Genomic DNA, 13,942 nt, shown 5'->3' with positions numbered 1-13,942 from the left:
TACGCCTACCGAGCGCAAACTCTACGGGATCGGCTGGTCGGAATTCATCCGAGTGGGGACACAGGCCGTTGCGAGGCGGTCACGGAACCGTCCGATCAGCACTCGATGACGTTGACCGCGAGGCCGCCGCGTGAGGTCTCCTTGTACTTGATCTTCATGTCGGCGCCGGTCTCCTTCATCGTCTTGATCGCCTTGTCCAGCGAGACGTGGTGGCGGCCGTCGCCGCGCAGGGCCATCCGGGCGGCGGTGACGGCCTTGACCGAGGCCATGCCGTTGCGCTCGATGCACGGGATCTGGACCAGGCCGCCGACCGGGTCGCAGGTCAGGCCCAGGTTGTGCTCGATGCCGATCTCGGCCGCGTTCTCCACCTGCTCGGGGGTGCCGCCGAGCACCTCGGCCAGGCCGCCGGCCGCCATCGAGCAGGCCGAGCCGACCTCGCCCTGGCAGCCCACCTCGGCGCCGGAGATGGAGGCGTTCTCCTTGAAGAGCATGCCGATCGCGCCGGCCGCGAGCAGGAAGCGGACGATGCCCTCGTCGTCGGCGCCCGGGATGAAGTTCTGGTAGTAGTGCAGCACCGCGGGGATGATGCCGGCCGCGCCGTTGGTCGGGGCGGTGACCACCCGCTGGCCGGATGCGTTCTCCTCGTTGACCGCCATCGCGTAGAGGGTGACCCACTCCATCGCGTTGGCCGGGCCGATCCCCTCGGCGCGCAGCGCCCGGGCGCCGGCCGCGGCGCGGCGGCGCACCTTGAGGCCGCCGGGCAGGATGCCCTCGCGGCTCATGCCGGCGCTGACGCACTCCTTCATCACGGTCCAGATCTCCAGCAGCCCGGTGTGGATCTGGTCCTCGGAGCGCCAGGCCTTCTCGTTCTCCAGCATCAGGCCGGAGATCGACAGGCCGGTCTCCCGGGTCAGCCGGAGCAGCTCCTCGCCGGTGCGGAACGGGTAGCGCAGCTGGGTGTCGTCCGGCACCACGCGGTCGGCGCCGATCGCGTCCTCGTCGACCACGAAGCCGCCGCCCACCGAGTAGTAGGTCTTGGTGAGCAGGTCGGCGCCGGCCCCGTCCCGGGCCACCAGGGTCATCCCGTTGGCGTGGTACGGCAGCGCGCGGCGCCGGTGCAGCACCAGCTGGGTGTCGGGGTCGAAGTCGATCTCGTGGCTGCCGAGCAGGGAGAGCCGGCGCAGCTCGCGGATCCGCTCCACGTCCAGGTCGGCCTTGGCCACGTCCACGGTCCGCGGCGAGTTGCCCGCCAGGCCCAGCAGCACCGCCTTCGGGGTGCCGTGGCCGTGGCCGGTGGCGCCGAGCGAGCCGAACAGCTCGGCCTTGACCGAGACCACCTGGTCCAGCAGGCCCTCGGAGCGCAGTCGGCGGGCGAACATCCGGGCGGCCCGCATCGGACCCACGGTGTGCGAGCTGGAGGGGCCGATGCCGATGGAGAAGAGGTCGAAGACGCTGATGGCCACGGGGGACGTCCTTGTCTGGTCTCGTGGACCGGAGGTGAAGGAGACACGGCGCGGGGCACCGGCTCACGTTCCAGTGTGCGCGGTGCCCCGGGAGAACGGGCCGGCCCGGCGTGGTGACGCCGAGCACGGGCCCGCTGGTGGGACGAGGGCCTGTCGGACAGGCCCTGACCTGTCGGACAGGTCCTACAGCTCCGGGTAGAGCGGGTACTTCTCGGCCAGCGCGGAGACGCGGGCCTTCAGCGCGGTCTTCTTCTCCTCGTCGAAGGCCGGCAGCAGGGCCTCGGCGATGACGTCGGCGACCTCGGTGAAGTCCGCGGCCTGGAAGCCGCGGGTGGCCAGGGCCGGGGTGCCGATCCGCAGACCGGAGGTGATCATCGGCGGGCGCGGGTCGTTCGGCACCGCGTTGCGGTTGACCGTGATGCCGACCTCGTGCAGCCGGTCCTCGGCGTCCTGGCCGTTCAGCTCGCTGTTGCGCAGGTCGACCAGGACCAGGTGGACGTCGGTGCCACCGGAGAGCACCGAGACACCGGCGGCCTTGGCGTCCTCCTGGAGCAGGCGGGCGGCCAGGATCTTGGCGCCCTCCAGGGTGCGCTCCTGGCGCTCCTTGAACTCCGGGGTGGCCGCGACCTTGAAGGCCACCGCCTTGCCGGCGATCACGTGCTCCAGCGGGCCGCCCTGCTGGCCGGGGAAGACCGCGGAGTTGATCTTCTTGGCCAGCTCGGCCTTGGAGAGGATCACGCCACCGCGCGGCCCGCCCAGGGTCTTGTGGGTGGTGGTGGTGACCACGTCCGCGTAGGGCACAGGGGACGGGTGCAGGCCCGCGGCCACCAGGCCGGCGAAGTGGGCCATGTCCACCATCAGGTAGGCGCCGACCTCGTCGGCGATCCGGCGGAACTCGGCGAAGTCGAGCTGGCGCGGGTAGGCGGACCAGCCGGCCACGATCAGCTTGGGCTGGTGCTCCTTGGCCAGGCGCTCGACCTCCTCCATGTCGACCAGGTTGGTCTGCTCGTCCACGTGGTACGCGACCACGTTGTAGAGCTTGCCGGAGAAGTTGATCTTCATGCCGTGGGTCAGGTGGCCGCCGTGGGCCAGGTTCAGGCCCAGGATGGTGTCACCCGGCTGCAGCAGCGCGAACATCGCGGCGGCGTTGGCCTGGGCACCGGAGTGCGGCTGCACGTTGGCGGCCTCGGCGCCGAACAGCGCCTTGATCCGGTCGATGGCGATCTGCTCCACCACGTCGACGTGCTCGCAGCCGCCGTAGTAGCGCTTGCCGGGGTAGCCCTCGGCGTACTTGTTGGTCAGCACCGACCCCTGGGCCTCCATGACCGCGACCGGCGCGAAGTTCTCGGAGGCGATCATTTCGAGGGTGGACTGCTGGCGGTGCAGCTCGGCGTCGACCGCGGCGGCGATCTCCGGGTCGAGAGCGTGCAGGGACTGGTTGAGAACCGTCATGGTGGCGTCTTCCCGTGGGGCGGTGCGGGGGGTTACCGGGCGGGGCGGCCGCCGCGCTGCGGCCGCCCCCCCCGAAGGTCGGTCAGCCTGCGGCGGAGGTGAAGGCCGTGTACTCGTCGGCGCTCATCAGCTCGTCCGTCGCGGTGACCTTCACCCGGAACAGCCAGCCACCCTCGAAGGCAGCGGAGTTGACCAGCGCCGGGTCGTCGATGACGTCCTGGTTGACCTCGACGACCTCGCCGCTGGCCGGCGAGTACAGGTCGCTGACCGACTTGGTGGACTCGAGCTCCCCACAGGTCTCGCCGGCGGTGACGGTGTCACCCACGGCGGGCAGGTCCACGTAGACGATGTCGCCGAGCGCGCCGGCGGCGTGCTCGGTGATGCCGACCGTGGAGACGCCGTCAGCGTCGGCGGCGGTCAGCCACTCGTGCTCCTTGCTGTACTGCAGGGTCTGCGGGTTGCTCATGGGGCTCATTCTCCATCAGTGGGAAGCGGGGATCGCGCGCTGTCCGGAGACCGGACAGCGCGTGCGGAACGGGACTGCCTCGGGTCAGCGGGCGCGCTTGTAGAACGGCAGCGCGACGACCTCGACCGGCTCGTGCTTGCCGCGCACGTCCACCGCGACGGCCGAGCCGGGGGCGGCGTGGGCGGCGTCCAGGTAGGCGATGGCGATCGGCTTGCCGAGGGTGGGGGAGGGGGCGCCGGAGGTGATCCGGCCGATCGGGGCGCCGGCCGCGTCCACCACCGCGTACTCGGCGCGCGGCACCCGCTTGCCCTCGGAGACCAGGCCGACCAGCACCCGCGGCGGGTTGGCCTCGGCCTGGGCGGCGGCCGCCTCCAGCGCCTTGCGGCCGACGAACTCGCCGCCGTTGGTGGTCTTGTCGAACCGGACCACCCGGCCCAGGCCCGCGTCGAACGGGGTCAGCGAGGTGTCCAGCTCGTGCCCGTACAGCGGCATGCCGGCCTCCAGGCGCAGCGTGTCGCGGCAGGACAGTCCGGCCGGGACCAGGCCGTGCGGGGTGCCGGCCGCGGTGAGCGCCTGCCACAGGTGCTCGGCGTCGGCCGGGGCGCAGAAGATCTCGAAGCCGTCCTCGCCGGTGTAGCCGGTGCGGGCCAGCCAGACCTGCCTGTCCGCCACGGTGGCCGGCAGCAGCGCGTAGTACTTCAGGCCGGGCAGGTCGGCGTCGGTGACCGAGGAGAGGATCGCGTTGGCCGCCGGGCCCTGGACCGCGAGCAGCGCGTAGGCGTCCCGGTCGTCGCGCACCACGGCGTCGAAGCCGGCCGCGCGCTCGGTCAGCGCGTCCAGCACCACCTGGGCGTTGGAGGCGTTGGCGACCACCATGTACTCGTCCTCGGCGGTCCGGTAGACGATCAGGTCGTCCAGGATCCCGCCGTCCTCGCGGCAGATCATGGTGTAGCGGGCCCGCAGCACGCCGAGCGCGGAGATGAAGCCGACCAGCGCGTGGTCCAGCAGCTCACCGGCCTGCGGACCGGAGACGGTGATCTCGCCCATGTGCGAGAGGTCGAAGAGACCGGCCTTGGTGCGGACGGCGAGGTGCTCCTCGCGCTCACTGCCGTAGCGCAGCGGCATGTCCCAGCCGGCGAAGTCGGTCATGGTGGCGCCGAGGGCGCGGTGCAGGGCGTCGAGCGCGGTCAGGCGCGGGGACATGGCGGGACTCCCGGTCTGGAAACAGGCAGGTCAGGGTGGAGTCTCCCCGTCTGTCGTCAAACCTGAGAGCTTCACCGCGACCAGCATGGCGCGGCTTGCACCGTGGGTGGGCGCACGGCACGGCCGTGTTCCACTTTCCAGATTCGCCTCGCCCACGCGGTATGGGTGCCTGAGAGATTCCGGGGAGGACTTGCTCCTTCGGCGCCGGCCTGTGCCAGCGGCACTTCCGGACTCTCCCGCGCGGGTTCGAGCGGCCAGTATGAAATTGGTCCTGCGGATTCGGTCCCGCGAAGAGCGCGGAGGACTTCGTGCTGCGCGCACATCATGGCATGCCGTCGGCCGGGACGGGAGGGGGGTCCGGCGTCCCGGGGGTCGGTAGGCTGCTACCGGACGGACTGCGTGACGAGCGGGCAGGGGCGGATGGAGAGTCAGGGGTACGCCGCGGCGGGGCCCGGGTGGGCCGAGCCGGGTCAGGCGCCGGCCGGCAGCGGGTGGCCCGCGAACGAGCTGGAGCAGGTGCTGACCGCGGCCCTGGGCGATCCCGGCGCCACCCCCCGGCTGATCGAGGTGCTGGCCCGCAGCCAGGTGTGGATCCCGCTGCCGGTCGGCGCCGATCCGCGGGGGCAGGCCCTGGACCTGCCGACCATGGAGCTGGCCGGCACCCCGTACGTGCCGGTCTTCTCCTCCGAGGAGCAGTTCCTGCGGCACGCCCCGGGGATGAGCTGCGCGGTGGCCCCGGTCTGGGAGTTCGCCCGCGGCCTGCCGCTCGGGCTGGGCATCGCGGTCAACCCCGAGGCTCCGGTGGGCCTGCCGGTGCCGCCGGAGGGGGTGGCCGAGCTGCGCCGCGGCCCGCAGGCCGACCGCTGGGACCCGGCCACCGGCGCGCCGCTGCCCGAGGGCGCCCGGGTCGCGCTGCGCGAGCCGGAGCCGGCCGAGGAGCCGGTCGCCTTCCTGGCCGCGGTCCGCGCGGAACTCGCCGCGCTGCCCGGCGTGCTGACGGCCCGTCGGGCGCTGGCCTCGGTCGAGGGCGAGCCGACCGTGCTCTTCGTCGGCGTGCAGCTGGACCCGGCGGCACCGGCCGACCCGGCCCAGGCCAACGCGGCGCTCGGCCGGGCGCTCGGCGCCGCCCCGTTGCCCGGCGGTGTGCACATCGTGCTGCTGGACCTGGCGGCGGACCCGGTGGTGGACTGGATGCTGCACCAGGTCCGGCCGTTCTACGAGCGGGGCTGAGTCGGACCGGTGATGGGCCAGGCGAGAGAGGGGCGCGTGCAGTGACGGGAGCGACGGGCGGACCGGGGCCGTGGGGGCCGGCACCGGGCGATCCGGGCGCCCTGGAGCGCGCGCTGCAACAGGTCGCCCCAGAGCGCTGGGAGGCGTACGAGCACCTGCTGCGCACCCTCGCCGAGGGCCGGGTCTGGATGCTGCTGTGGCACGGCAGCCCGGGCAGCCCCGACGCACAGTACGGGAACATGGAGATCGGCGGCCTGGGCTACGCGCCGGCCGCCACCTCGCCCGAGCAGCTGGCCGCCAGCGGCTGGTCCCGGGCGCACGAGGTGATCTCCGGCCGGGAGATCGCCGCCACCTTGCACCGCACCCGCTGGGGCCTGTGGCTCAACCCGCACGCGCCCGGCGGCGGGGTCGGCGTGCCGTGGGCCGACCTGCGCCGGGTGGCCGCCGGGCTGGACCGGCTGCCGGCCGGTCCGCTGCAGCTGAGCGAGCCCCAGCTGCCGGGCACCGAGCCGTTCTTCGGGCTGCTGCAGCACCAGGCGCCGTCGGTGCGTCCGGTCCGGGCGCTGCGCCGGGCCTGGGTGCGGCCGGTGCTGGGGGATCCGTACCTGGCGATCGGCCTGGAGCTTTACGACACCTCGCCGCCGGCGGTGGAGGCGGTGCGTGCCCTGATGCAGCGGGCGATCGCGCAGGCGCCGGCCGGTCTGGCGGTCTCCACGGTGGCGATGAGCGACGACTACGACCCGGTGGCGCTGTGGATGCGCGCCAACGCGCGGCCGTTCTACCACCGTGAGGCGACGCCGGCCCCGTACCCGACCGGGTACGGCTACCCGCACGGCCAGCCCCAGCCCCAGCCCCAGCCGGGCTGGCCGGCCCCGCCCTGGCTCGGCCGCTGACCAGTCGGCGAACCACCTGACATTTGCTCCGGTCGTCCACGAACCGTACCGGAGACTGGTGTTGTCGGCTGCCCGAACACCGGAATCCGACGACCCGTCGGGTTTATCGATCACGAAGATCGGTAGATCACAGTTGGGCATCCTTCACCAATGGGGGCTGGCGCGACGCTGTCGGGAACGTGAAGAGTTCTGCGCACCGCACCAGCCGAGCAGCCGGGGCACCATGGCAAGCAGGTCCTGACCTGGACCTGAAACCGTCATGCCTGCCCGCGGGCCGCCTTGGGCCGACGAACTGTCGGCGAGGGGACGCAACTGCCCATGACCACACCACCCATCGCCACCACCGCACCCGCACCGGGCGAGCCCGGCACGACCGGCGCCGCCAGTGCGCCCGGCCGGATCGAGGGCCGCTCGCTCGGCAGGATCGCCTGGACCCGCTTCAAGCGGGACAAGGCGGCGATGACCGGCGGCGTCGTGGTGATCCTGCTGGTGCTGCTGGCCGTGCTGGCCAAGCCGATCGAGGCCGTCTTCGGCCTGGACCCGAACGTGCCGCACTCGGACCTGCTGGACCCCAACCTCGGCGGCCTGCCGCTGGGTTCGTTCGGCGGGATGAGCCTGGACCACCCGCTGGGCATCGACCCGCTGCAGGGCCGCGACCTGCTGGCCCGGCTGATCGAGGGCTCCTGGGTCTCGCTGCTGGTGGCCTTCGGCGCCACCGTGCTCTCCAACACCCTGGGCACCGTGCTCGGCGTGGTCGCCGGCTACTACGGCGGCTGGGTGGACACCGTGATCAGCCGGGTGATGGACACCTTCCTGGCCTTCCCGCTGCTGCTGTTCGCGATCTCCATCTCGGCCACGCTGCAGGGCGGTGCCTTCGGACTGCACGGGCTGCCGCTGCACATCGCGGTGCTGATCTTCGTCATCGGCTTCTTCAACTGGCCCTACATGGGCCGGATCGTGCGCGGTCAGACGCTCTCGCTGCGCGAGCGGGAGTTCGTCTTCGCGGCCCGCTCGCTGGGCGCCCGCGGCCCGCTGATCCTGTTCAAGGAGCTGCTGCCGAACCTGGTCGGGCCGATCCTGGTCTACTCGACCCTGCTGATCCCGACCAACATCCTCTTCGAGGCCGCGCTCAGCTTCCTGGGCGTCGGCATCCAGGCCCCGCAGGCCTCCTGGGGCGGGATGATGAACGACGCGATCACCTACTACCAGGTGGACACCTCGTACCTGGTCATCCCCGGCCTGGCCATCTTCCTCACCGTGCTCGCCTTCAACCTGCTCGGCGACGGACTGCGCGACGCGCTCGACCCGCGTAGCAACTGACTCCCACCACCCAGCTGTTCCCTCACGTTCCACTCCACTACCAAGGGGTTGATCCAGCCATGCGCCGATCCCGTACGCTCGTCCTGGCCGCGGTGGCCGCCACCGCCGCGCTGGTGCTGAGCGGTTGCGACAGCAGTAAGGGGGGCTCCGCCGCGCCCTCGGGCAGCGCCGGTGCCGGCGGCCAGGACGCCGCCACCAAGGGCATCGTGAACGCCTCCGACCACAAGGGCGGCACGGTCACCTACGAGATGAAGGGCACCCCGGACTCGCTCGACCCGGGCAACACGTACTACGCCTACATCTACAACTTCTCGCGGCTGTACGCCCGTCCGCTCACCACCTTCGCCCCCGGCCCCGGCCAGGACGGCAACAAGCTGGTCCCGGACCTGGCGTCCGGCATGGGCCAGGTCAGCGCCGACGGCCTGACCTGGACCTACCACCTGCGCAGCGGGCTGAAGTACGACGACGGCACCCCGATCAGCTCCAAGGACGTCAAGTACGCGGTGGAGCGCTCCAACTTCGCTCCCAAGGTCAACTCCAACGGGCCGACCTACTTCCAGGAGCTGCTGGTCGACAACGCGACCCCGTACCAGGGTCCGTACGACGACAAGAGCCCCGACGGCCTGAAGTCGATCGAGACTCCGGACGACACCACCGTCGTCTTCCACCTCAAGCAGCCGTTCGCCGACTTCGACTACCTGGTCAGCGCCCCGCAGACCGCGCCGGTCCCGCAGCCCAAGGACGACGGCGCCGGGTACGTGAAGCACATCGTCTCCAGCGGCAGCTACAAGTTCCAGTCCTACGCGGACGGCAAGGAAGCGGTGCTGGTCCCCAACACCAACTGGGACGCGAGCACCGACCCGCTGCGCAAGCAGCTGGCCGACAAGATCGACCTGAAGATGAACATCGACCAGGCCACCATCGACCAGGACCTGATCGCGGGCAACGCCCAGGTCGACCTGGTCGGCGGCGGGGTCGACCCGCAGACCCAGGCCAAGATCCTGCTCGACCCGAAGCTCAAGGCCAAGACCGACAACGCCTACGGCGGCCGACTGGTCTACATGGCGATCAACAGCCACCAGGCGCCGTTCGACAACACCGACTGCCGCAAGGCCGTCCAGCTGGCGATCGACAAGGTCGCGGTGCAGACTGCCGAGGGCGGCCCGATCCGCGGTCAGATCGCCACCAGCGTGCTGCCGCCCGACATCCCCGGCCACGCGGACATCGCCCCCTTCGCCACCGCCGGCAACAAGGGCGACGCGAGCAAGGCCAAGGACGCGCTGAAGGCCTGCGGCCACCCGGAGGGCTTCAAGACCACGCTGATCGCGCGCACCGAGCGCAAGGCCGAGATCGCCGCCGCCACCGCGATCCAGAGCCAGCTCAAGACGATCGGCATCGAGGCCGACATCCAGCAGTTCCCGCAGGGCAAGTACTTCTCCGACTACGCGGGTGTGCCGAACTTCATCAACTCCAAGGGCGTCGGCCTGATGATGATGCAGTGGGGCGCCGACTGGCCGACCGGCTACGGCTTCCTGCAGCAGATCGTGGACGGCCGGGCGATCAAGGACTCCGGCAACAGCAACCTGTCGCAGCTCAACGACCCCGCGGTCAACAAGCTGCTCGACGACGCCGGCTCCAACGCCGACAAGGCGGCCCGCGAGAAGGACTACGCCGCGATCGACAAGCAGGTCATGGACGACGCGGTGATCGTGCCGCTGACCGACTTCAAGGTCTTCCTGTACCGCTCGGACACCGCGACCAACCTGGTCTCCACCTCCGCGTTCAGCGGTGAGTACGACTACCTCAACATCGGCACCACCAAGTAAGAGCCTGGCTCACCATCCCTGAAGGCAGGTGAAGGCGAGCGGTGCCCGTTCCCGTCCGGTCCGCCCCCACTAGGGGCGGCCGGGCGGGGGCGGGACATCCGAAAGCCGTCCAACCGTGTTGGCCTACATCATCCGCAGGACGTTCGCGGCCCTGGTACTGCTGCTGGTCGTCAGCGCGGTCACCTTCGGCATCTTCTTCCTGCTCCCCCGCCTGGCGGGCGAGACCGCCGACCAGCTCGCCGCCCAGTACATCGGCAAGAACCCCTCGCCCGAGGCGATGGTGGCGATCAAGAAGAACCTCGGGTTCGACCAGCCGCTGTACATCCAGTTCGCGCGGTTCATCAAGCAGTTGGTCCTCGGGGCCCAGTACAAGTACGGCCCCGACGCGACCACCTGCCACGTGCCGTGCTTCGGCTACTCCTTCAAGAACCACCTGGAGGTCTGGCCGGAGATCCAGAGCCGGCTGCCGGTGACCATCTCGCTGGCGATCGGCGCCGCGGTGCTCTGGGTGTTGGCCGGCGTCGCCACCGGTGTGGTCTCCGCCCTGCGGCCGCGCTCGATCTTCGACCGGCTCGCGATGAGCGTGTCGCTGGCCGGCGTGTCGCTGCCGATCTTCTTCACCGGTGCCCTGCTGCTCTTCCTGTTCAGCTACCAGTGGCCGATCTTCGACAAGTTGCACTACGTCAACTTCACGGACGATCCGTTGAGTTGGGCGCGCAACATGGTGCTGCCCTGGATCTCGCTGGCCTTCCTGTACTCCGCGCTCTACGCCCGGCTGACCCGCTCGGAGATGCTGGACACGATGAACGAGGACTACATCCGCACCGCGCGGGCCAAGGGCCTGATCGAACGCAAGGTGGTGGTCCGGCACGGGCTGCGGGCCGTGCTCACCCCGCTGCTGACCATCTTCGGCATGGACCTGGGTCTGCTGCTGGGCGGCGCGGTGATCACCGAGACGGTCTTCTCGCTGCAGGGCATCGGCGCCTTCGCGGTGGCCGCGATCGGCGACAACGACCTGCCCAAGATCCTCGGCGTGACCCTGGTGGCCGCCTTCTTCGTCATCCTGTGCAACCTGCTGGTTGACCTCCTGTACGCCGCCGTCGACCCCCGGGTGAGGCTGTCATGACCGTCCAGCCCGAGGACGCCCGCCGTCCCGGCGACGCCTTCCTGGCCCTGCGCGACCTGCGCATCCACTTCGACACCGACGACGGCCTGGTGAAGTCGGTGGACGGGGTCAGCCTTGACCTCGCCGAGGGCCGCACCCTGGGCATCGTCGGCGAGTCGGGTTCCGGCAAGTCGGTCACCTCGCTCGGCATCATGGGCCTGCACCGCTCGCGGCGGGCCCGGATCAGCGGCGAGATCTGGCTGGACGGCGAGGAACTGGTCGGCGCCGACCCGGACCGGGTGCGCCGGCTGCGCGGCCAGAAGATGGCGATGATCTTCCAGGACCCGCTGACGGCGATGCACCCGCTCTACACGGTGGGCGCGCAGATCGTCGAGGCCTACCTGGCCCACCACCCGGGCGGGACCAAGCGGGAGGCCCGCCGGCGCGCGATCGAGATGCTCGACCGGGTCGGCATCCCGCAGCCGGACCGCCGGGTGGACGACTACCCGCACCAGTTCTCCGGCGGCATGCGCCAGCGGGCCATGATCGCCATGGCGCTGGTCAACAACCCGCAGCTGCTGATCGCCGACGAGCCGACCACCGCGCTGGACGTCACCGTGCAGGCCCAGATCCTGGACCTGATCCGGGACGTGCAGAGCGAGTTCGGCAGCGCCGTCATCATCATCACCCACGACTTGGGCGTGGTGGCCGAGCTGGCCGACGACATCCTGGTGATGTACGGCGGCCGGTGCGTCGAGCGCGGCCCGGCCACGACCCTGTTCGAGGCGCCCGAGCACCCCTACACCTGGGGCCTGTTGGGATCGATGCCGCGGCTGGACCGCCCGTTGCAGGAGCGGCTGGTGCCGGTCGGCGGCACCCCGCCGAGCCTGATCAACGTGCCCAGCGGCTGCGCCTTCCACCCGCGCTGCCCGTACGCCGAGCTGACCGGCGGCCGGTCCGCCGGCGAACGGCCGGTGCTGGCCGAGGCCGCGCCCGGACACCACGCCGCCTGCCACCTGCCGATCGCCGACCGGCACCGGATCTTCGCCGAGCAGATCGCGCCCCGGCTCTGAACTTCCTGGAGTTGTACGTATCATGACGGATACTCAGCCCGCCGCGGTGCCCTCGCCCACGCCCTCCCCGGAGCGCGACCCGCAGCGCGCGCCGCTGCTCAAGGTCACCGACCTGGTGCGGCACTTCCCGATCAAGGGCGGCGGCGTGCTGCGCCGCAAGGTCGGCGCGGTGCGCGCGGTGGACGGGATCAGCTTCGCGGTGCACCCGGGGGAGACCCTGGGCGTGGTCGGGGAGTCCGGCTGCGGCAAGTCCACCATGGGCCGGCTGGTCACCCGGCTGGACGAGCCCACCGGCGGCACCGTGGAGTTCGAGGGCCGCGACATCACCCACCTGGGAGCGGCGGCGATGCGGCCGCTGCGCCGCGACATCCAGATCGTCTTCCAGGACCCGTACTCCTCGCTGAACCCGCGGCACACCGTGGGCACCATCGTCGGGGCGCCGTTCAAGCTGCAGAAGGTGGCCACCGAGCACGGCGTCAAGCGCGCGGTGCAGGACCTGCTGGAGCTGTGCGGGCTCAACCCCGAGCACTACAACCGCTACCCGCACGAGTTCTCCGGCGGTCAGCGGCAGCGGATCGGGATCGCCCGGGCGCTGGCGCTCAAGCCGAAGATGATCGTGGCGGACGAGCCGGTCTCGGCGCTCGACGTGTCGATCCAGGCCCAGGTGGTCAACCTCCTGGACGACCTGCAGCGCGAGCTCGGGCTGACCTACCTGATCATCGCGCACGACCTCTCGGTGGTCCGGCACGTCTCGGACCGGGTGGCGGTGATGTACCTGGGCAAGATCGTGGAGGTCGCGGACCGGGACACCCTCTACTCACGGCCGGCCCACCCGTACACCACCGCGCTGCTCTCCGCGGTGCCGGTGCCGGACCCGCGGCGCAAGGAGCGGCGGGTGGGGGCAGCTCCCGGCGAGGGCGGGGGGAGGATCCTGCTCACCGGGGACGTGCCCTCGCCGATCAACCCGCCCTCCGGCTGCCGGTTCCGCACCCGCTGCTGGAAGGCGCAGGAGATCTGCGCCGAGCAGGAGCCGTTGCTGGAGCTGCTGAGCCCGGGGCAACAGGTGGCGTGCCACTTCCCCGAGAATCAGCAGAGCCCCGAGAACCAGGTGACGACTCCGTAGTCCCCTGCGGCCGGACAGGACCTAGTCGAGGCCGGCCGCCGCCCGGCGCTGTCCGCGCCGGGCGGCCAGCCAGACGAACAGCTCGTAGCCGACGGTGGCCCCGGCCAGCGCGCCGATGCCCAGGTCCAGCCCGCTGTAGTCGGTGTCGGCCGGATCCAGGCCGGCCCAGCCGCCCGGGTCCACCATCACCTCCTTGTGGCTGCCCAGGTCGTTGCTGCCGTAGCAGTCGTTCGTGCCCAGGGCGGGGTGCGCGAGCGGCACCCCGTCGTCGCGCCGCAGGTCACAGCTGTAGGTCGGCCCGTGCTTGCCCTTGGACCGGTGCACCGCGACCACCGTGGTCTCCACCCGCACGCCCCGGTGCACCATCAGCTCGGCGTCCAACAGCGGCCCGGGGATCGCCAGCACCGCGATGCTGCAGAAGGTCGCGCCGATCAGCAGCCAGCCGTTGGCCCCGCCGAAGAGCACCAGCACCAGCGCGGTGATCAGCAGCACGATCCCGGGCACGTAGCCGTAGCCGCCGATGTCCTGGTTGCTGCCCAGCAGCGCGGCCCCGATCAGCAGCACCGGCGCCGCAGCGGCCAGCAGCGCGCAGCGCCGCCGTGCCCCGGCCGAGAGCACCTGCTCGCGGCGGCCGCGCCGGTACGGCTTCGGCTCCGGCCGGTGGTCCGGGGCGAGCGGGCGCTTGCGCTTCTTGTTCGGTCTGGAGGCCACCGCCACAGTGTGGCGCCCGGGTGGGGCGCGGAGAAGGGCGGGGGCCGGGATTCGGTACCGGCGGGGTACCGGGAGAC

General features: G+C 71.3%; 12 protein-coding genes and 1 riboswitch. Of the genes, 7 read left to right on the top strand and 5 right to left on the bottom strand.

Going from position 1 to position 13,942, the window contains the following annotated elements:
- Positions 1-95: 95 nt before the first annotated feature.
- The 4 genes from C7C46_RS16325 to gcvT form a co-directional block, all read right to left on the bottom strand.
- Positions 96-1,463, bottom strand: coding sequence for an L-serine ammonia-lyase (locus C7C46_RS16325; protein WP_110670291.1), 1,368 nt, complete (start codon positions 1,461-1,463; stop codon positions 96-98).
- A gap of 183 nt (positions 1,464-1,646) precedes the next feature.
- Positions 1,647-2,915 carry a serine hydroxymethyltransferase gene (gene glyA / locus C7C46_RS16320; protein WP_110670289.1) on the bottom strand — a complete coding sequence of 423 codons (1,269 nt, stop codon included), beginning with the start codon at positions 2,913-2,915 and terminating at the stop codon, positions 1,647-1,649.
- Positions 2,916-2,997: 82 nt separating this feature from the next.
- Complete coding sequence (gene gcvH, locus C7C46_RS16315; protein WP_110670288.1) at positions 2,998-3,381, bottom strand: glycine cleavage system protein GcvH; 384 nt, start codon at positions 3,379-3,381, stop codon at positions 2,998-3,000.
- 84 nt (positions 3,382-3,465) lie between these two features.
- Entirely contained in the window at positions 3,466-4,584 is a 1,119-nt protein-coding gene (gene gcvT, locus C7C46_RS16310) for a glycine cleavage system aminomethyltransferase GcvT (RefSeq protein ID WP_110670286.1), read from the bottom strand.
- Positions 4,585-4,731: 147 nt separating this feature from the next.
- Positions 4,732-4,833, bottom strand: a riboswitch (glycine riboswitch).
- A gap of 171 nt (positions 4,834-5,004) precedes the next feature.
- Here gcvT and C7C46_RS16305 point away from each other — a divergent pair.
- The 7 genes from C7C46_RS16305 to C7C46_RS16275 all read left to right on the top strand — a co-directional run bounded on the left by C7C46_RS16305 (position 5,005) and on the right by C7C46_RS16275 (position 13,154).
- A complete protein-coding gene (locus C7C46_RS16305; RefSeq protein ID WP_181442381.1) occupies positions 5,005-5,814 on the top strand; it encodes an enhanced serine sensitivity protein SseB C-terminal domain-containing protein in 810 nt (269 codons plus the stop codon).
- Between the two features lie 41 nt (positions 5,815-5,855).
- Positions 5,856-6,707 carry an enhanced serine sensitivity protein SseB C-terminal domain-containing protein gene (locus C7C46_RS16300; protein WP_110670282.1) on the top strand — a complete coding sequence of 284 codons (852 nt, stop codon included), beginning with the start codon at positions 5,856-5,858 and terminating at the stop codon, positions 6,705-6,707.
- 318 nt (positions 6,708-7,025) lie between these two features.
- A complete protein-coding gene (locus tag C7C46_RS16295) occupies positions 7,026-8,027 on the top strand; it encodes an ABC transporter permease (protein WP_110670280.1) in 1,002 nt (333 codons plus the stop codon).
- Between the two features lie 59 nt (positions 8,028-8,086).
- A complete protein-coding gene (locus C7C46_RS16290) occupies positions 8,087-9,853 on the top strand; it encodes an ABC transporter substrate-binding protein (RefSeq protein ID WP_110670278.1) in 1,767 nt (588 codons plus the stop codon).
- Between the two features lie 115 nt (positions 9,854-9,968).
- Positions 9,969-10,979: an ABC transporter permease gene (locus C7C46_RS16285; RefSeq protein WP_110670277.1), complete on the top strand. Its 1,011-nt coding sequence runs from the start codon at positions 9,969-9,971 to the stop codon at positions 10,977-10,979.
- Complete coding sequence (locus C7C46_RS16280; protein WP_110670275.1) at positions 10,976-12,031, top strand: ABC transporter ATP-binding protein; 1,056 nt, start codon at positions 10,976-10,978, stop codon at positions 12,029-12,031. Before C7C46_RS16285 ends, C7C46_RS16280 begins: the two co-directional genes overlap by 4 nt.
- A 22-nt stretch (positions 12,032-12,053) precedes the next feature.
- Positions 12,054-13,154, top strand: a complete 1,101-nt coding sequence (locus C7C46_RS16275; protein WP_110670274.1) for an ABC transporter ATP-binding protein — start codon at positions 12,054-12,056, stop codon at positions 13,152-13,154.
- Positions 13,155-13,175: 21 nt separating this feature from the next.
- On the opposite strand, the gene C7C46_RS16270 is transcribed toward C7C46_RS16275, so the two are convergent.
- Positions 13,176-13,865, bottom strand: a complete 690-nt coding sequence (locus C7C46_RS16270; protein ID WP_110670272.1) for a hypothetical protein — start codon at positions 13,863-13,865, stop codon at positions 13,176-13,178.
- Positions 13,866-13,942: the final 77 nt, after the last annotated feature.

The organism is Streptomyces tateyamensis (assembly GCF_003205575.1).
Lineage (GTDB): Bacteria > Actinomycetota > Actinomycetes > Streptomycetales > Streptomycetaceae > Kitasatospora > Kitasatospora tateyamensis.
This window is presented reverse-complemented; position numbering and strand designations above follow the sequence as displayed.

Coding starts and splice junctions, on each gene's coding strand:
- glyA (WP_110670289.1), bottom strand. CDS start 2,915: ATGACGGTTCTCAACCAGTCCCTGCACGCTCTCGACCCGGAGATCGCC.
- gcvH (WP_110670288.1), bottom strand. CDS start 3,381: ATGAGCAACCCGCAGACCCTGCAGTACAGCAAGGAGCACGAGTGGCTG.
- gcvT (WP_110670286.1), bottom strand. CDS start 4,584: ATGTCCCCGCGCCTGACCGCGCTCGACGCCCTGCACCGCGCCCTCGGC.
- C7C46_RS16305 (WP_181442381.1), top strand. CDS start 5,005: ATGGAGAGTCAGGGGTACGCCGCGGCGGGGCCCGGGTGGGCCGAGCCG.
- C7C46_RS16295 (WP_110670280.1), top strand. CDS start 7,026: ATGACCACACCACCCATCGCCACCACCGCACCCGCACCGGGCGAGCCC.
- C7C46_RS16290 (WP_110670278.1), top strand. CDS start 8,087: ATGCGCCGATCCCGTACGCTCGTCCTGGCCGCGGTGGCCGCCACCGCC.
- C7C46_RS16280 (WP_110670275.1), top strand. CDS start 10,976: ATGACCGTCCAGCCCGAGGACGCCCGCCGTCCCGGCGACGCCTTCCTG.
- C7C46_RS16275 (WP_110670274.1), top strand. CDS start 12,054: ATGACGGATACTCAGCCCGCCGCGGTGCCCTCGCCCACGCCCTCCCCG.